This window comes from Bacillus sp. FSL H8-0545, assembly GCF_038006105.1.
GTDB classification, from domain to species: Bacteria; Bacillota; Bacilli; order Bacillales; family Bacillaceae_G; genus Bacillus_A; species Bacillus_A cereus_U.
On sequence record NZ_JBBOUO010000001.1, the window covers coordinates 4,665,047 to 4,683,774 of the forward strand.

The following is an 18,728-nucleotide window of genomic DNA, read 5'->3' on the forward strand; positions in this document are numbered from 1 at the left end:
ATACATAAAAGTGACAACACATTTCCGACATATTTTTGTCAAAAATATGAATATAATGTGTAAAATATCGGATATTGTCGAACCATATCGATTTTTCTTTTTAAACTACAGCTATCTACACTTTTCCTAATATTTGCATTGAAAAAGGAGCTGACATAAAATCAGCCCCTTTCCTTCTATTATTTATGTTGTTTCATACGCCCTTCTTTTTGCAACTCTTTAAATAGTGCTGCAATCATAAAGAAAATAACAAATACAAATGGGAATGCCGCAATAATCGACGCAGTTTGCAGCGCCTCTAATCCACCGACATACAATAAGATCGAAGCTAACGCTGCTAGGACAATACCCCAAACCATTTTAATGCGATTTGGTGGGTTTAAGCTACCATGTGTCGTTAACATCGCTAGAACAAACGTAGCAGAGTCTGCCGATGTAATAAAGAATGTTGAAATAAGTAAAATAGCTAACACACATAAAGTCGGTCCCATACTACCCATCTGGTCTAACATAGCAAACAATCCTACTTCTGTGCCCATTTCTTTAATTTGGCCATATATATTCGCCCCGTCGAACAATTCCATATGAATACCTGTCCCTCCGAAAACAGAGAACCAAAGCGCACCAATTACTGTTGGTACGAGTAACACACCAATAACAAATTCACGAATTGTACGCCCACGTGACACACGAGCAATAAACGTACCTACGAATGGTGACCATGCAATCCACCATGCCCAGTAGAAAATTGTCCATGACTGAATCCATTGATTTCCGCCTTCATTTAATGGACTTAAACGGAAACTCATACTTGGTAATTCTTGAATGTATGATCCGATTGTTGAAGTGAAATAATTCATAATAAAGTTTGTTGGACCTGCAAATAATACAATTATCATAAGTGCAAACGCTAAAATAATATTCGCATTACTTAAATATTTAATTCCTTTATCGAGTCCTGTTTGCGCAGATAACATATAAAGAACAGTTACAATTCCGATGATTACTAACTGTGTCGATAATGAGTTGGGAATGGATGTTAAATAACTAACACCACCCGCAATTTGCTTTGCCCCAAGTCCTAATGATGTCGCCACACCAAATACTGTCGCAAATACAGCTAGAACATCAAACATATGGGCAATACGGCCATGTTCACCGCCCTTAAATAGTGGACCCACTGCCGCACTAATTGTACTTGCTCTTCCTTTTCTAAATGTAAAATACGCAATACATAATGCTACAAGTGCATATAATCCCCATGGATGTAATCCCCAATGGAAAAATGAGAAACGAAGTGCAAGACGTGCACTCTCTTCAGTCGCACCCTCTCCAAACGGAGGTGTGTATAAATGATTCAACGGTTCTGCAACGCCCCAGAAAACCAAACCGATTCCCATACCGGCACTAAATAACATAGCAAACCATGTCATATAACTATAATCAGGTTCATCATCATCTTTACCTAAGCGAATCGAACCGTACTTAGAAACAATTAAGAAAATAGCAATTCCTAAGAAAATAGAAACGGAAATAATATAGAACCATCCAAACTTACTAACTAACGCAGCTTGAATTGCAGTCGTTACATTTCCTAAGCTACCTTTTCCAATAATAGATTCGGGAATAATCCCCCAAAGTGTAAATGCAATGCATAATGTTAATGAGACAATAAATGTTTTCGTCAGTTTCCTCATCAAATCCCCCTTCGTATGTTTCATTTCTTGTAAATATCATAAATTCCGATGTGTTAAATCGGATAGAAAACCATAGTTTTTGTGGTGATTTTCTTTCGGCTCTCTCAAGTTTGCCTTCACCAATTAGAGTTCTTATGGACAGCCTTACCTTCCGTACAACCTTTTCACTCTGCAAGAGCTACAAGATTGGAATACTACTGTCAAATTGTGTGAGAAAAATGCGGATGGGAAGAGATTTTCCCAAAAAAGGATGTGTTACAGTTTTAAAAAAGGGCAGATTTATTCTTTACAACCCTTTCTTCTTGTAACAATTATGCGGTTTTTTTGCTAGTATATAGCGCGTGTTTATAACTTCACAAACGAGATGTTTATGTTTATATAACTATATTACCCATAAAACGGTAAAATACTCAAGGAATGTAACTGTATAGTAATCATTACGTAATACTCTTGTAACATTTTTATTTGCACCGAAAAATTATGTTGCATTAACTATTTTGAATATAACTAGAAACCTACTAATTATATGGAATGAAAAACGCTTTCCTCTAATTCTAGCTATATTACAAATTGTTAACGACTTATTACGAATGGTTTGTAATTGTGTGTTTTCCCAAAATCCGAAAAAATCTGTTGCTATAATGAGGACACGAAAACAAACGCAATGGAGGCTATCATGAAAAAATTAATTGGAATAGCAACAGCAGCAGTTTTTGGTCTTGGGATTTTCACCGCATCTGCTAACGCAGAAACTGTTGTAAAAACAGACGTACTAAATGTACGAGAAAACCCTACTACTGAATCAAAAGTTGTCGGTAAATTACAGAATGGTCATAAATTAGATGTTCTAAATACAGAAAACGGATGGTCACAAATCAAATTAGATGGTAAAGACGCATTCGTAAGTACAGAGTTTACAAAGAACTCTTACTATGTAACAGCTAACGTATTAAATGTACGTGCTGAAGCGAACACAAACTCAGAAATTCTTGGAACGCTTAAGAAAGACGATATGATCGAAACAACGAACCAAGTACAAAATGAGTGGTTACAATTTGAATATAACGGGAAAACGGCTTATGTTCATGTTCCTTTCTTAACAGGTACAGCACCTGTTATTGAGAAACAAGAAACGCCTGCACCTGCTAAAGCTCAAGCGCCAGCTAAGGCTCAAGCACCTGCACCAGTAAAAACAGCTGCTAAGCCTGCTGTGAAAGCTGCTGAAACTAGCGAACCTTCTAATGGTCGTGAGTTAACTGTTGTAGCTACAGCATATACAGCTCATCCGAGCGAAAACGGTGGCACATACGGCGGCCGTGTATTAACTGCAATGGGTCATGACCTAACAGCGAACCCAAACATGAAAATGATTGCTGTTGACCCGAAAGTAATCCCATTAGGATCTAAAGTATGGGTTGAAGGTTATGGAGAAGCAATCGCTGGTGATACTGGTGGTGCAATTAAAGGTAACCGTATCGACATTCTACTTGGATCAGATAGCGCTTCTCAAAAATGGGGACGCAAAACTGTTAAAGTGAAAATTTTAAAATAACCAATGACTGCTAAATTACAGCCGGTTCTCTTTATTGAGAGCTGGCTTTTATTTTTTTATAATAGCTATAAGGAGGTTATGTCCATGAACGTACAAGCAAAAGTAGACTGGGTCGGTACACCAAAGCCGTACATATATAAAGATGATGTAACATACGATGCAATCGCAATTGACTTCTCACTCGCAAACGATGACAATCGCTATAAATTAATTGTGCTCAGCCATGAAGAAAATACACATTACAAACTCGTACAATACGGAATAAAACCAGGCTCTCAAAAGCCATTCCCTATTGATATTCCATTCGAACAAGAAATGCTACCGCTCATAGAACAAATATTAAATGATCCATATGTACAAGCGATATTAAAGGAAGCACGCTTCTAATTACAAAAAAGGATGTCACCTAGTAAAAAAGTTCAACTAGGTGACATCCTTTTTATTTTCCCTTCGTGAACACGAGTAAAGGAAATTATATCAACGATTTTTCGAATATATCTATCGTAACTCGCAATATATCAACGATTTTTCAATTATATCTATCATAACTTACAATATATCAACGGTTCGACATGGAATATCGATTTACCGACAAAGATTGACAATAGCAGCGCTACCTAAAAAAGAGGCTGTTCAAAATTGAACAGCCTCTTTCTTATATTAACGAGTCGGACCAGATACATCCTTTGATTTCAGCGTATTATTCGCTCCAAGAGAATGGTACAACATCTTTCCATTTCCATTAACAGTAACGATATGGTCATTATTAAAGCTCTTGAATTTTACAGAGCCATCACCATAACGAATATGATATTCTTCATATGTCGTTACTTTATATTTCGTCGCACTTTGACGTTCTACATTACGAATATTCATTGTCAATAAATCTTCTGTAATTCCTTTTTTCTGTAGATATTGTAAGTAATCACGGTCTTCCTTATACGATTTCCCGCTCTTATCATAATCATTTTCAATTAAACTAAAATCGTTTAATGCAATTGCACGTACGACAATACATCTTATTCACTCCCCACTTTGCTTAATTCCACAAACCGGGCAGTAAGTAGAGTTTTTATCAATATACTCATTACATGTAATACAATTTTCCTTTTCACTATTACTTTCTACTGCTAACATCGGGTTATGATTTCCACATGAACCACAGAACTTATCATTTATTGATAAAGACCCACCACATTCACAAGTAGCTTTCTCGCCTTATTGTTTTTGCAATTCAACTATTCGTTTTCTTGCTTGATACATAGCAACATCAAACTCTTGAATTGGAGCAATCACTTCTTTTAAACTCGCTTCATTTACTCCGTTTCCTCTTAGTTGAACATATACCTGTTGTCCGAGCTCTAATAAAACTTCTGCTTTTTTCTGCATTTGCACTTGCATTCCTTTTTTCAACTGAGCAATTTCTTGTGCAATTTGCAACTTCTGCTTTCCTTGTTCTATTCCCTCTTGTAACTTATTCATTCCACTACCTAATTTCGTCTGTAAATCTGACAAGTCGATTCTCTATATAAATATATATTAATATATAAAATTAACATTATATATATTACCATGATTTCCGATTATTGTAATCCAAATTTCATTTTTTCTGTTTTGAGCATTTTTTGTTTATAATGGTAAAGGAAAGAAATCTGTGTACGGAGGAATATTATGCTGCAAGACTCAATTACGAAAGATGAAATTATGATGATTGCGAATGAGTTCGTTCAAGGGCTTGATCCACAGCAAGTTGCTGATCAGGAGCATGTCGCTACAGCTCGGCACCTATATCGTAGTGGTGTTGTCTATAACGTTGACTTTGATGGCTATACGCTATCCGGAACTGTAAATGCTGAAGGCAGTGTATATAGCGTTCACATCCCGATTCGTAATGTCACTGAAAGCTATTGCGATTGCTTCGCGCCAACGCAATGTGAGCATATGCTTGCTGTGTTACTATCTGCAGCTTCTAGTTTTGGGCAAGTAGGAGATGTATTAACTTTATTCAAAAATAATACAAAACCTTCTCTTCCTCCTATTCGAACTGCACGACAAGTATTGCAATCATCAGCTTTTGAAGAACTGGATTATAAAAGTTGGCAAACATACTTTGAAAATGAATATGAATCATTTAAAAAAGAACAAGCGCGGCTCACTTATAAACAAATGTATTTTCTTATGAGTCTTTTTACAGACTTCTATACAAAATTAGAACGGAAAGCTCCGCGCATCGTTGCTATTCATGAATTATTTAAGTTGCACGCGGCACTTTATTGCTTTCAAAAATTATTAGAAGAAATTCAAGAATTTGAAGCAAACAAACTATATTCTTATCACCAACCAGTTAACGTCGTTCGCCTATTCGTTGATAAAGTTGAATCTACCGTTAGGGACCTAAAAACAGAGGAGATTCCAGAAGAATCCAAACCGATTTTACAAGAAACAGCGCGGCTCATACATGAAGCATTCTTCTCTACCGATGCCTATACACAAGAGCGATTCTTCATTTATCGTCACGTATGGGGTGAACTGTTAAGAACAGAAGAGCAGCTACAAGAAGAAGAAAAACGAATCGATACTAAAATCAATCCACTTTCCAAAGCATTAGCATCTTCTCATCTGCTCTTTTTAAATAATGAAGACTTATCGGCAATGGAATTACTCAAAAAACAGCCTGCTTCTGTTGTGAGCCTTTACTTCTATTGGTTAGAAGAGTTATTAAGTGCGATGCAGTGGGACCGTGCTAAAAGCTGGCTTTCCTTTACTTATAAACAAGTAAAAGAAACGATAACGGAACAAGAGAATACCGTCTTCATACAAGATATCGTTCGATTATTTGTGATGATGTATGAGACATATGCAACGCATACGAATGAACAAGCGGGATTAGAAATGATTTTACAAGAACTATTACCGTATAGTTTCACAAATTATGAACAATACGTACTAGCGAAGAAACAATACCATGCATGGACGGAACTTCAGCTCTTATATGGATTCGAAGTAATCGAACTTTTGAAAGAACCATTGAAAGATATTGAAAAAGAAGCGCCCGAAGCAGCACTTCCTCTTTATCACCATGCCGCAATGGAAGCAATTGAAGAGCGAAATCGCAAATCATATAAACGTGCCGTTCGTTACTTAAAGAAATTACGTATGCTTTATAAACGACTGAAGCGAACTGATGAATGGGATTCTTTCATTATTCATATCGCTAACTTACATTCACGTCTGCGTGCACTACAAGAGGAATTACGGAGAGGAAAATTAATCGATGATCATACAAACTGAAGTAACAATTAGGCTCCAGCACGTTAGTCAAGGTTGGTTCCTTTGGGGAGAAGATGATAGCGGTACGCTCTTATCCGTAGCAACTTGGAAAAAAAATGCATTTGCATGGCACTCTACTTCCTTCTACGGAACGTTTTTAAAAGAAGCAACGTATGAGGGAAAACAAGGCGTTATGTTAACGAATGCACAGGCATTTGAATACATCGCAAATAAACCGATGAATTCATTTGCAAATATGCAAATGAACGGTCCTATTACGGCACTTACAAAGGACGCAAGTGAATTATGGGACGCTTTCGTCAGCGGCAGCTTCGCACCTGACATGAAGCATTGGTCTCAGCAGCCATCTTGGAAAGTTCAGAATACCTCAATTGAAGATAACATGTTAGCATCTCTTTTCTCTGCCGCTGTGAACGAAAGTATTTTGCAAGATGCTCGCTCAAATGACGGATGGGAAGATGCGAAGAGACTATATGAACATTACGACTTTACGAAAAGGCAATTGGAAGCAGCACTACATGAAGAAGATTGGCTTCGAAAAATTGGTTACATTGAAGATGATCTTCCATTTACAGTCGGCTTAAGACTACAAGAACCGCAAGAAGAATTTGAAATGTGGAAGCTTGAAACAATCGTTACACCAAAACGTGGTGCGCATCGCATATATGTATATGAAAGTATCGATTCCTTGCCAAAACGATGGCACGATTACGAAGAACGTATCCTTGAAACACAAGAAGGATTCAGTAAACTCGTACCGTGGCTAAAAGAGGACGACAAGTTCCGAGAAGAACTCTTTGAAACGGAAGCTTGGAACTTCTTAACCGAAGCAAGTAATGAATTACTCGCAGCAGGTATTACAATTTTACTACCATCATGGTGGCAAAATTTAAAAGCAACAAAACCGAAGTTACGTGTACAGCTGAAGCAAAGCACAGCACAAACACAATCTTTCTTCGGCATGAATACGCTCGTTAATTTCGACTGGCGCATTTCAACGGATGGAATTGATTTATCAGAAAGCGAATTTTTTGAACTTGTTGAGCAGAACAAACGCCTTTTCAATTTAAATGGTCAATGGATGAGACTTGATCCTGCCTTTATTGAAGAAGTAAAAAAACTAATGAACCGTGCAGATAAATATGGACTAGAAATGAAAGACGTATTGCAGCAACATTTATCTAACACCGCGGAAACAGAAATTGTAGAAGACGATAGTCCGTTTACCGATATTGAAATCGAACTAGATGGATATTATGAAGAACTTTTCCAAAAGCTTCTGCACATTGGAGATATTCCAAAAGTAGATACACCATCTTCGCTACAAGCAACACTCCGCCCTTATCAACAACACGGGATTGAATGGTTGCTATACTTACGAAAGCTTGGATTTGGAGCATTATTAGCCGATGATATGGGACTCGGAAAAAGTATTCAAACGATAACTTACTTACTATACGCTAAAGAAAACAATCTCCAAACAGGTCCTGCATTAATTGTGGCACCGACATCAGTCCTTGGAAATTGGCAAAAAGAATTTGAGCGTTTCGCACCAAGTTTACGTGTTCAGTTACACTATGGTAGTAACCGAGCTAAGGATGAGTCATTTAAAGATTTTCTTCAATCAGCAGATGTTATATTAACTTCTTATGCATTAGCTCAGCTTGATGAAGAAGAACTTAGTACGTTATGCTGGGACGCTGTTATTTTAGACGAAGCACAAAATATAAAAAACCCACATACGAAACAGTCGAAAGCAGTAAGAAACTTACAAGCAAATCATAAAATTGCTTTGACCGGTACACCGATGGAAAACCGACTTGCTGAGCTTTGGTCTATTTTCGACTTTATCAATCATGGGTATCTCGGAAGCTTAGGACAATTCCAGCGCCGCTTCGTCACACCGATTGAAAAGGACCGCGATGAAGGAAAAATCCAGCAAGTTCAGCGGTTTATCTCGCCGTTTTTACTGCGTCGTACGAAGAAAGATCAAACAGTCGCATTAAACTTACCAGATAAACAAGAACAGAAAGCTTATTGTCCACTAACTGGTGAACAGGCTTCCTTATACGAACAACTTGTTCAAGATACATTGCAAAATGTAGAAGGATTAAGCGGAATTGAAAGACGCGGATTTATATTACTTATGCTGAACAAGCTAAAACAAATTTGTAACCATCCAGCCCTTTATTTGAAAGAAGAAGAACCACAAAATATCATCGAGCGCTCTATGAAAACAAAAACGGTAATGGAGCTCATCGAAAATATAAAAGACCAAAATGAAAGTTGCTTAATCTTCACTCAGTACATTGGCATGGGGAACATGCTAAAAAGTATGTTAGAAGAAACATTTGGTCAGCGCGTCCTCTTCTTAAACGGGAGTGTACCAAAGAAAGAGCGTGACAAGATGATTGAGCAGTTCCAAAACGGAACGTATGACATCTTCATCTTATCGTTAAAGGCCGGCGGAACAGGATTAAACTTAACTGCTGCCAACCATGTCATTCACTATGACCGCTGGTGGAATCCTGCTGTAGAAAACCAAGCAACAGACCGTGCATATCGTATTGGTCAAAAACGCTTCGTTCACGTTCACAAACTGATTACAACAGGAACACTCGAAGAGAAAATTGATGAAATGTTAGAACGAAAACAATCATTAAACAACGCCGTCATTACAAGCGACAGCTGGATGACCGAACTATCAACAGACGAACTAAAAGAATTACTTGGTGTATAAAGTGAAACTTTAATCAGTGGGGGGTTCCATCCCCCACTGATTATTAGCCCTCACCAATCTGTTTTTTTACGGGCAGCAAGGCTCCCACAAATAGCGGGATAAACAAAAAAGGAGCAATCTCTAAATGAGATTAGCTCCTTTTTCTATGCCAAAACCAATTACTTATTATAATTCCTGTTAACCCGCCGCACGTATCAAGCAATGAATCCTGCCACATCGGTGTACGGCCTCCTGTTAACCCTTGATGAATTTCATCAAATATTGCATATCCCGCAACGAAAAGAAGTGCATATATAAAGCACCTTTTTCTCGAGTAACCAGATTTATAAAAAGCATAATACGTCAATGAGCCGAGTATAAAGAACACCGTAAAATGAGCACCTTTACGAAGGAAAAACTCGATAAAACCACCTACACCTTTATTTGCGATACTAACAGGTGTACCTCCGCCATAATCGATAGATACCCCTGAAAAATGCTCTTTCACAAACTCAACATTTGCAGATTGCTCAATATCCGAGCGCATATCCTGTTTTTTATATGGCTGTGCTGAGGAATAGAAAATAATCCCCATCCATACTAATACAGGAATCCAAAATAACCATTTACGATTCATTCTTCCGTAAGCCCCTCTCTTGCTCTATTAAGAGTACCAAAAAAAAGAAAAAATTTCACGCCAAAACATGACATTTACTCCCTATTTATAAAGCGAAAGCGGGTGATAAACATGGCAGTTGAAACGATCGTTATGGACTTAACTTTACGTCTCGTATTAAACGGTGGATTAGACAAGAACGGAAAAACAGTTTTTAAGAACAAGCAATTCAAACATGTTAAAACAAATGCAGATTTAGGGAAAGTACATGCTGTAGCACGTGCTCTTGCTTCATTACAAGGATCACCACTTCATGCTGTACAACTTGTAAGCACTTGATCTTTCTAATCTATAAAGTGAGACTTTAATCATTGGGGTTTTCCCTATTCCCTCGTCAATGTAGCTTATCCGATTTCGATAGCCAAGAACCACCGGATTTGTTAGTTAAGTATAGACGCAATACAACTTAAAGTTGTATTATGAAATTAACTATAAAAATATAAAGTGGTGAATGGAAATGGAAAAAGATCTAGAAATCAAATCTAAACAACTAATCGATAAGTTGGTTGGAACTGATGAAACTTCAGTTAAGAAAAACGCCAGGTTCGGATTTAAAATTTTCGGTTCGGTTGGGAGTCAAAACATCATTTGGTCAAAATATAAAATGGACAGAATGATAAGAACATTAGACCAAACAATGTTAGAAAAAATGGTAGCTGAAAAAAACATTGAACAACAAAAAAATATTATTAAAGAGAAAACGGATCGGATTGAGAAGTTAGAAAAAAATCAAAAGAAGTTGGAAGAAGAATATAAAAAAATAGAGGCTCAACACAAACGATTATTAGAGCAATATTACAAATTCCGTAAAAACCAACAAAAAGGAATGATAAAAGAAAGAGTTCTAACTACACCAGTTAAAGAAACAATTAAAGAAGCGTGGGAACAAGGTTATAAATTAAAAGATATTCATGAAGGGCTTGTATTATCGGGTATAGATATCAGTTATGAAGCCATTAGAAAATATGTAAAAGTGGGGAAGGAAACAGGTGATTGGCGTATTTCGAAAGAAGAAAATAAAGCTTCAGCGAGTCTTGCAGCAGAAGCTATAGCAAGTGTTATAGACCAACGAAACAAACAACAAGGCAATGAATAATGGTTCATAAGAGAAATAGTAATTGGACTAAAAAACTGAAAAGTATTAGAAATTATGAAGCCTTACCTCCAGTTATTATAAGGGCCATATGGAGTCGTTATGACCGTGGACAATCACCACAGAAGATATACGAAAGGCTAAATGCTAGTTTTGAAACTGTAGAAGCCTATATAGAGCAAGTGGTAAAACCTTATTATGAAAAAGAGAGGAAGAATTAAACCTCCCACTTTTTGAGACAGTCAGGGCATTGCCATTGCATGATTCTATCGAGTGCAATGTGTGTGATTCCTATTTTCCTTGTGAAATGAGTTGCATTATAGGATTTTTGTGATTCTTTAGGAATTGAATCGCCTTGCAAATTAGCGTTGCAATGAGGACAAAATTCTTTGCTATCGTTCATGCAATTCACCTCCTTGTTTTTCGATGTGAGTGTTGTGTCTGAGTATAAATTTGATAAAAATAAAAAAGACAAGTTCCTCTCAAGAACTTGACTTTAAATAATAACTTTTAATTTAATTATCTAAATTATATGTAGATTAGATTTATTCAATCCTTTTGGTGCGACCAACACCGAGAGGATTTTTTTATTTTTTTGACGGACTTATTATACCATAAATTTAGTTTTTTGCTCAATTCAATGTAGTTATAGTTTTGTTTTATCATAAGGTTTTAATTTTTGTCCACAGTCTAACGAAAATCAGCTCAGTTTAGCGAAGTATCCGTTCATTCTCATAAAGCATTAGCTTAGTCTAGCGAAAGGGTAGTTTCGTTTGACGAGAGGTCAAATTGTTTTGAGGAAGGGATAGCCCGCGTTCTTCCATCATTTCGACTAAATCACGAAAACTGAGGTTGTACCGTAGGTACCATCTCACGGTTAATACAATAATATCCGGTTGATAATGTTTCCACTTGAATAGATTTTGCTCTTCCATACCAATCACATCCTTTTTTAGAGTACTAGTATCAGTATTTGCAAGTTTAAGAGGTTATTTACAAGCGTTTTGGAGTGTTTGCACCAGAACCGAAAAAACTGTATCTGAAGTTCAAATTACTCCGTAAATCAAAAAAATGAATCTGCATTATTTTGCAGATTCGTCTTTTTTCTTCGGCATTTCAATTGGAATAAAGATGTTTGAAAAACCAACACAAACATACTTATAATTCTCTCCGCCTAAATCAAACTCTGTCGTATATGTTGAGAAGAACATATAATCATTTCGCTTTGTATAATGGTCGATTAATAATCCAACTTGTGGTTCAACATACTTATTTGCCAATTTTTTTCCCGCCGATGCTAAGTCGCCAAGGAGACCCTCTTTGTTTTCTTTCTCAACCTCTTCTAGCTTCTTACTCACATCATTACGCTTCATAAATTGTTTTGCTGCCCAATCCGTATATTCTCCCTTACTCGGATTACTGTTTGCTAAATAAACTAAGAGAACAACAGCTAGAGCCATAATAATATACTTTTTCTTCATGCTATATCACCGCCTACTCTTTTCTATTTTCATATATATGTACAAGCGATGCAAATTAGAAAGACTATCATCTATTGATTGTAAACGAACAACAAAAATTTACAATACGCAACAGAAGATTAATATTGAATTTACATAATTTATATATAATTATATCCGGAATACGAAACTTTTTATAAGGGAGGATTTAGAATTATGGATAATGAAAGTAATATTTTTATTTCTAGTTCTACAAAGATGCTTGAGCCATACAAACGCCCTTATTAACGTACAAAAATTATCGACAGTAGTGAGAAAACCACCTGTACTCATGCCAAACAGCTCTCCAACTCATAAAGGAATCTTGTCTAACAAGTGTTCATTCTACTTATCAAGGTAGACGTGCTGCAGTCCAAGCAAAATTTAATTTCAAACAGAATGTTCCGATTCCAATTAATCATAGGGAATATATTTTTACTTTCCCAACAGAATCTCCTTCGTCTCCAAACTGTATTTGGTCGTTCTATAACCATATAAATGATATAGAGTTTTTCAAAAAAACTAAAAAAGCTAAAATTCATTTTTTAAACCGAACTACCGTAACAATACGAATAAGTTCCCATAAGTTAAGACAGCAAGTATTGAAAGCTGGATATGTATTATCACGGATGAACGCGCAAGATTCACTACACTTAAAAAAACCTCATGCTACATTTACTGCCTTAAAATTAATAGAATGGAAAGCAATATTTTCCTTGCCTTCCATTCTATTTATTATTCTTATCCCCTTACACTATCTCGCATTTTCTCAAGCGCTTGTCGATATAACCATCTCGTTTGATAGTACGTCATCCCCATTTCAATGGCTATCTCTCCCATCTTTTCACCTGCAAAAAATCGTTCTGAAATAATGTGCCTCTCTTGTACTACACGTTCTTTCTTCAACCTTTCCAATATATAACCACGTACCGTTACGACAGCATAAGCAGGAAAACTCCCTTTGCATACCAAAGACCAATTAAACCACAGTGATAATACTCTTCATAATCTTGATAAATATTTAACCTCTTTATTTGATTTGCAATCATACCTTCTTACAAAACAACCGTATCTACAAAAGCCTCTGGCTTCACACAATACCCGTTTTTAAAAGGTATACCCAAATGCCCTATACGTTTACAAGACTTCTAGGTATAGATAACACCCTTTTTTCTTTTCCGTTCGTATTAAGTTACTTTTATTTTCACGCCATCAATATACAAAAAGCAACAAAAATATTGATGTATCAACGTTTATTACGCTTTTCCATATAAAAGAGAACACTGCAAACTAACCTCATAGAGGTCACCATATCTACCGAAACGGTTTTAAGGTAGCACAGACAAGTAGACAAAAGTCTCATAAAAAGTGTGTACTTTTTTGACACACTTTTTACGAGACTCTATCATTTTTGCATAAAAGAAGTTGATTTATAGCCGTTTTTAAAAAAATGAACTTATACATGTCCATAAAATACCTCAAAAATAACGAGACAATAGTCCACCTATTTTACAAACAAAAAACTTTTTCATGATAATCAGTGAATAAAAACACAGCTCTTATGGTGTAATAAATTCCTCCATCTTTTTAAAAATGACACTTTGTTAGATAAAACTGATATTACCTTAGTCAGAACTAATGCTTTGTTAGATAAAGCTGATATCAATTTAGTCAGAACTTACGCTTTGTTAGATAGGGCTGATATCAACTTAGTCAGAACTTACGCTTTGTTAGATAAAGCTGATATCAACTTAGTCAGAACTTACGCTTTGTTAGATAAGGCTGATATCAATTTAGTCAGAACTTACGCTTTGTTAGATAAAGCTGATATCAACTTAGTCAGAACTTACGCTTTGTTAGATAAGGCTGATATCAATTTAGTCAGAACTTACGCTTTGTTAGATAAGGCTGATATCAACTTAGTCAGAACTTACGCTTTGTTAGTCAAAGCTGATACCAATAATTTCAAAAATATTCTTAGATTTCTTTTGATCAATCAAACTAATATGTGTATCCATCTAACATAAAAAAATATGGATAGAATGTCGACGAGCTTGTAAGTATAAGGGTTTACAGTCGTAGAAAAAGCCGTTAGGTTAAATGTATCATTAATAATCCAAATCATTTTATATTGAAACTTGAATGGGGTTAACTTGAAATAGGGGTAAAAACAAAAAAGGTGACTCTAGGAAGAGTCACCTTTTCAAAATAACATATTATGCGCCAAAGTCAGAGAACATACCGCCTAACATACTAAACCCAATTGTAAGGATAAAGAATATAGAAATTAAAATTATTGCTTGTTTTTTACTTAAACCAGCAACGATATGCAAGCCTAAGCCAGTTAAAATTAAGCTCCAAATGTTAAAGACTTCAAATGCAGAACCAATGCCATATGCAATTGTTCCTTGTTCAAATAAAGGCCCTAAACTTGTATATTTATCAGCACCATTCCCACCAAGAATATATCCTAAAGCTACATTAAGAAGACTACCAACATAAAAGACAACATTGGCATATATATAAATAGATAATATCTTCATATATGGAGTATCATTGCTCATAAACATCATAATAACTTTATAAAATCCTGCTACTACAAAAAGACCAACAGCTGTTCCAACTAGACCTCCAATAGCTCCAAATCCAAGTGTGGTCCACTTCATTATCCCCGTCGCATCATCCTTAACCAGCTTCGCTAGCTCCGGAGTATTAAGTAACCCTAAATAAGCTACCGCTGCTGATAAGATTGTCCCCATTAAAAGAAATAAGAAAAATCCTCCCCAGACTGGGCTTTTCGTCTTCATTCTCTCAAACTGTAAGCCTGGAGAAGTAACCATTCCAAATAATGACGGCTTCTTCGCACCTTCATCTTGCGTATTAATATTCATTTCCATTATAACGCCTCCTTCTATTTATATCCCGTTCTAACGGGCGGTTCACTTCCTCACATAGAGGCTACGAACCGCCCACTAGAACGGTAATGTATAGTAGAGAGTCCTCTCTACTACAACTTATTCATAACGTAGTGCTTCAATCGGATCTAACTTCGCAGCTTTGTTTGCTGGAATTAATCCGAAAATAATACCTAGTGTCATAGAGAACAGTACGCCTCCAACGACAACTTCCCATGAAACGAGCGGTGGCCATTTTGCGAATGTAGAAACGATATATGCCCCACCATATCCAAGACCAATTCCGATTAAACCACCTAGAAGCGTTAACATAACGGCTTCAATTAAAAACTGTAATAAAATTTTACTACGCGTTGCTCCAAGTGCTTTACGTATCCCAATTTCACGCGTACGCTCCGTTACAGATACGAGCATGATGTTCATAACTCCAATACCGCCAACGACTAATGAAATACCAGCGATACCGCCGATAATCATCGTCATGATATTAGTAACTTTAGAAACATTTTCTTGGAATTCTTTTAAATTCACCAGTTCATATTTACCTGGAATTTCACTTGGCTTACGACTATTTAATACATCAACAGCTTGTTTCCCAGCGGATTCTAAATCGTCTACATTTTTAGCTTGAATTGCGATATTTTGAATATCATCTGTTCCGTATAAAACAGGCCATAACGTAAGGGGGATTAACGCTTCTTCCATTTCAAAGCCCATAAACTCATTATCGGATCTATACACACCAATAATTTGCATCGGCTGCCCCTTCATCTCAATAATTTGTCCAACTGGGTTTACGTCCTTAAATAAAGTCTCTTCTGTTTTTGTACTAATCATCACAACGTTATTTGCATGAGAAATATCTGATTCATTTAAAGTACGTCCCTTTACGACCTTTACTTTATTAACTGCAAAATATTCATTATCAAGACCAATAACATTCAGATTTGCTTTTTTATCATTTACATCAAGTACCTCTGAATTCTGGTTTGTCGTAATAACGTGTGAAACATCTTTCACTTGTTTTACTTCCAAAATATCCTCTTCAGTTAACTTTGGTATTTCAAATCCACCCATAGCAAACTCATCATTAATATCTGGTTTAAATTGAATTGGCATAAGGTTATTACCGCCAGAACCTGCGAATTTCGACTTCAGCATCGCTTCCCCACCTTGCCCAATTGCAACGACAGTAATAATAGAACCAACACCGATAATAATACCGAGCATCGTCAGAGCAGAACGCAGTTTATGAGCTAGAATAGAAGATAAGGCGATTTTTATACTATCTAGTAAACTCATACCGCACACCTTCTATCTTCTGTAATTTTCCCATCCCTCAGTACAATACGGCGAGAAGAATAAGCCGCAACCTCTTCTTCATGCGTAACCATAACAATTGTCGTACCTTCTGCATTGAGCTTCGTGAAAATGTCCATAACTTGCTCACCAGACTTCGTATCAAGCGCACCTGTCGGCTCATCTGCCATAATGAACGTTGGGTTATTCGCAATCGACCTCGCAATAGCGACACGCTGCTTCTGTCCACCTGATAACTCATTCGGCAAATGATGAACTCTGTCGGACAAACCAACTTTACCAAGTGCTTCCAGAGCTCTTTGACGACGCTCTGCTTTCTTCACGCCACCATATACGAGCGGAAGTTCAACATTTTCTACCGCTGAAAGACGTGGCAGCAAATTAAAATGCTGAAAAACAAAACCGATATACTCATTACGAATTAAGGCAAGCTTTGACTCGTCTGCTGTTAAGATATTCACATCATTCAGCATATATTCGCCTTCTGTTGGACGATCTAAACAACCGATAATATTCATAAGCGTTGATTTACCAGAACCAGACGGTCCCATAATCGAAACAAATTCACCGCTCTGAATCGTTAAACTAATACCGTGCAAAATCGGCACTGCCAATTTCCCTTGATAATACGTTTTAGCAATATTATTTAACGTAATCATTTCTCTTTCACTTCCATTCCGTCATACACGTCGTCGGAAGGATTTTTAACCACCTTTTGCCCCACTTTTGCGCCTTCAGTAATCTCTGTCCAATCTCCATCAGTAGAACCTTTTTTCACATTTTGTTTACGAAGTTTTCCTTTATCCTCAACATAAACAAATGCATCATCGCCTTTTTCTACAATGCTCTTACTTGGGACAGCAATCATCGTCTTATTCTCTAAATTTACTTGCAATGAAACATGGTACCCTGGAGATAAACCATCTTGGCTATCAAGGCTTGCCTTATATGTATATTGAGACATATTTTGAGTCGCTTCGCCTACACCACCAGCTTGAGCCATCTCTGCACTCGTTGGGAATTCACTTACTTCTGTAATTTTACCTGTCCACTTCTTCTTATTATTTGCTTTCGCAGTTACAGTAAACGTTTGATCCTTTTGAATTTGTGACTTTTGAAGTTCTGTTAAAGTCCCTTGAACTTGGAACGGATCTTTAGAAGCTACTTGTAAGAATGCTTTTCCTTGGCCACCTAAAGCTTGGGATGAACTTTGCGCTGCATCTTTATCTAACTTCTGTACAACACCAGCAAAATTACTATAAATCGTAAGTTCTTTCTGTTTTTTATTTAACTCTTCTTTTTGTAACTTTCCTTTTTCCTTCTCAAGGTCAGTTGTTTTTTGTGTCATTTCTAATTCACTTACTTGCTCTTCCATTGGGTCTGTTACTTCTTTCCCAGCCCCGCTATCTTTCACCTTCTTAATTTCTTTCTTCAACGAATCAATCTTCTTTTTCCCTTGATCATAACGCATATCAGCCATCTTCTGATCAAGCTCAGCTTGCTTCATTTGCAGATTAATTTCTTCATTATCATAAGAGAATAATTTCGTTCCCTTTTCTACCTCTTGTCCTTCTTTCACTTCAATATCTTTCACTTTTCCTTTAGTCGGATCTGCATAGAAACTTTCAATATTCCCTGGCTTCACCTGACCAGAAATTAATTTCGTATTATTAAGCTTACGCTCTGTCACTTTCTCAAAACTTACAGCATCTGACTTCGCTGTGCCTTTCTTCTTACCTTGCATAACAAAAATATTAACTGCTGCAACAATAACAATTAGTGCAATAACCCCGATAATAATCCATTTCTTCTTCTTGTTTGGAGTACGAACCGTATTTGGTAACATAGTCTCTCTCCCTTTATAAATTAATAGTTTAATAAACACCACAATTGTATAAAACTTTCCGAAAAATAATTGTATATTATTACAATCTTTTTACAAAGTTTTACACATTCATTTATATTG

General features: G+C 36.4%; 16 protein-coding genes and 5 pseudogenes. 9 read left to right on the forward strand and 12 right to left on the reverse strand.

Annotated features, from left to right (window positions below):
• Window positions 1-179 precede the first annotated feature (179 nt).
• Entirely contained in the window at window positions 180-1,697 is a 1,518-nt protein-coding gene (opuD, locus tag MHI07_RS24540) for a glycine betaine transporter OpuD (protein ID WP_002144814.1), read from the reverse strand.
• Between the two features lie 676 nt (window positions 1,698-2,373).
• On the opposite strand from opuD, the gene MHI07_RS24545 reads away from it, so the two are divergent.
• Together MHI07_RS24545 and MHI07_RS24550 are read left to right on the forward strand one after the other, a co-directional pair.
• On the forward strand, window positions 2,374-3,249 hold the full coding sequence (locus MHI07_RS24545; RefSeq protein ID WP_070170693.1) for a cell wall-binding protein EntA: 876 nt from the start codon (window positions 2,374-2,376) through the stop codon (window positions 3,247-3,249).
• Between the two features lie 84 nt (window positions 3,250-3,333).
• Complete coding sequence (locus tag MHI07_RS24550; RefSeq protein WP_070170694.1) at window positions 3,334-3,636, forward strand: DUF3910 family protein; 303 nt, start codon at window positions 3,334-3,336, stop codon at window positions 3,634-3,636.
• A 273-nt stretch (window positions 3,637-3,909) separates the two neighbouring features.
• Here the strand turns inward: MHI07_RS24550 and MHI07_RS24555 are convergent.
• Both MHI07_RS24555 and MHI07_RS24560 read right to left on the reverse strand, forming a co-directional pair.
• Window positions 3,910-4,257 (reverse strand): annotated as a pseudogene (locus MHI07_RS24555) (TcaA NTF2-like domain-containing protein); the annotation flags it as partial.
• Window positions 4,258-4,272: 15 nt separating this feature from the next.
• Window positions 4,273-4,764: pseudogene (locus tag MHI07_RS24560) on the reverse strand (zinc ribbon domain-containing protein).
• 156 nt (window positions 4,765-4,920) lie between these two features.
• Between MHI07_RS24560 and MHI07_RS24565 the strand changes: the two are divergent.
• Window positions 4,921-6,540, forward strand: coding sequence for an SWIM zinc finger family protein (locus tag MHI07_RS24565; RefSeq protein WP_215580168.1), 1,620 nt, complete (start codon window positions 4,921-4,923; stop codon window positions 6,538-6,540).
• Window positions 6,524-9,280 carry a DEAD/DEAH box helicase gene (locus MHI07_RS24570; RefSeq protein WP_215580169.1) on the forward strand — a complete coding sequence of 919 codons (2,757 nt, stop codon included), beginning with the start codon at window positions 6,524-6,526 and terminating at the stop codon, window positions 9,278-9,280. The genes MHI07_RS24565 and MHI07_RS24570 overlap by 17 nt, the downstream gene beginning before the upstream one ends.
• Window positions 9,281-9,410: 130 nt before the next feature.
• Here MHI07_RS24570 and MHI07_RS24575 read toward each other — a convergent pair whose 3' ends face one another.
• Entirely contained in the window at window positions 9,411-9,896 is a 486-nt protein-coding gene (locus MHI07_RS24575; protein ID WP_001080721.1) for a VanZ family protein, read from the reverse strand.
• A 111-nt stretch (window positions 9,897-10,007) separates the two neighbouring features.
• On the opposite strand from MHI07_RS24575, the gene MHI07_RS24580 reads away from it, so the two are divergent.
• The 3 genes from MHI07_RS24580 to MHI07_RS24590 all read left to right on the forward strand — a co-directional run bounded on the left by MHI07_RS24580 (window position 10,008) and on the right by MHI07_RS24590 (window position 11,249).
• The gene (locus MHI07_RS24580) at window positions 10,008-10,214 is read left to right on the forward strand and encodes a DUF1659 domain-containing protein (protein ID WP_097808671.1); all 207 of its coding nucleotides are present in this window, start codon (window positions 10,008-10,010) and stop codon (window positions 10,212-10,214) included.
• A gap of 178 nt (window positions 10,215-10,392) precedes the next feature.
• On the forward strand, window positions 10,393-11,031 hold the full coding sequence (locus MHI07_RS24585; protein ID WP_215580171.1) for a hypothetical protein: 639 nt from the start codon (window positions 10,393-10,395) through the stop codon (window positions 11,029-11,031).
• Window positions 11,031-11,249 (forward strand): hypothetical protein, encoded by a 219-nt coding sequence (locus MHI07_RS24590; protein ID WP_340826688.1) that lies wholly within the window; start codon window positions 11,031-11,033, stop codon window positions 11,247-11,249. Before MHI07_RS24585 ends, MHI07_RS24590 begins: the two co-directional genes overlap by 1 nt.
• Here the strand turns inward: MHI07_RS24590 and MHI07_RS24595 are convergent.
• The 3 genes and pseudogenes from MHI07_RS24595 to MHI07_RS24605 all read right to left on the reverse strand — a co-directional run bounded on the left by MHI07_RS24595 (window position 11,246) and on the right by MHI07_RS24605 (window position 12,509).
• Window positions 11,246-11,431, reverse strand: coding sequence for a hypothetical protein (locus MHI07_RS24595; protein ID WP_071769838.1), 186 nt, complete (start codon window positions 11,429-11,431; stop codon window positions 11,246-11,248). The genes MHI07_RS24590 and MHI07_RS24595 overlap by 4 nt on opposite strands.
• A 382-nt stretch (window positions 11,432-11,813) precedes the next feature.
• Window positions 11,814-11,963: pseudogene (locus MHI07_RS24600) on the reverse strand (IS6 family transposase); the annotation flags it as partial.
• 147 nt (window positions 11,964-12,110) lie between these two features.
• Window positions 12,111-12,509: a DUF4359 domain-containing protein gene (locus tag MHI07_RS24605; RefSeq protein WP_070170703.1), complete on the reverse strand. Its 399-nt coding sequence runs from the start codon at window positions 12,507-12,509 to the stop codon at window positions 12,111-12,113.
• A gap of 195 nt (window positions 12,510-12,704) precedes the next feature.
• On the opposite strand from MHI07_RS24605, the pseudogene MHI07_RS24610 reads away from it, so the two are divergent.
• Window positions 12,705-13,214: pseudogene (locus MHI07_RS24610) on the forward strand (competence protein ComK).
• Between the two features lie 54 nt (window positions 13,215-13,268).
• Here the strand turns inward: MHI07_RS24610 and MHI07_RS24615 are convergent.
• Window positions 13,269-13,576, reverse strand: a pseudogene (locus MHI07_RS24615) (sigma-70 family RNA polymerase sigma factor).
• Window positions 13,577-14,128: 552 nt separating this feature from the next.
• On the opposite strand from MHI07_RS24615, the gene MHI07_RS24620 reads away from it, so the two are divergent.
• Entirely contained in the window at window positions 14,129-14,554 is a 426-nt protein-coding gene (locus MHI07_RS24620; RefSeq protein WP_340826689.1) for a hypothetical protein, read from the forward strand.
• Window positions 14,555-14,743: 189 nt separating this feature from the next.
• Here MHI07_RS24620 and MHI07_RS24625 read toward each other — a convergent pair whose 3' ends face one another.
• From MHI07_RS24625 to MHI07_RS24640, 4 genes are all read right to left on the reverse strand, one after another.
• Window positions 14,744-15,424, reverse strand: a complete 681-nt coding sequence (locus MHI07_RS24625; RefSeq protein ID WP_105585678.1) for a Yip1 family protein — start codon at window positions 15,422-15,424, stop codon at window positions 14,744-14,746.
• A 117-nt stretch (window positions 15,425-15,541) separates the two neighbouring features.
• The gene (locus tag MHI07_RS24630; RefSeq protein ID WP_000054366.1) at window positions 15,542-16,744 is read right to left on the reverse strand and encodes an ABC transporter permease; all 1,203 of its coding nucleotides are present in this window, start codon (window positions 16,742-16,744) and stop codon (window positions 15,542-15,544) included.
• Window positions 16,741-17,421, reverse strand: coding sequence for an ABC transporter ATP-binding protein (locus tag MHI07_RS24635; protein ID WP_000631628.1), 681 nt, complete (start codon window positions 17,419-17,421; stop codon window positions 16,741-16,743). The genes MHI07_RS24630 and MHI07_RS24635 overlap by 4 nt, the downstream gene beginning before the upstream one ends.
• On the reverse strand, window positions 17,418-18,608 hold the full coding sequence (locus tag MHI07_RS24640; protein ID WP_199672807.1) for an efflux RND transporter periplasmic adaptor subunit: 1,191 nt from the start codon (window positions 18,606-18,608) through the stop codon (window positions 17,418-17,420). The genes MHI07_RS24635 and MHI07_RS24640 overlap by 4 nt, the downstream gene beginning before the upstream one ends.
• Window positions 18,609-18,728 lie beyond the last annotated feature (120 nt).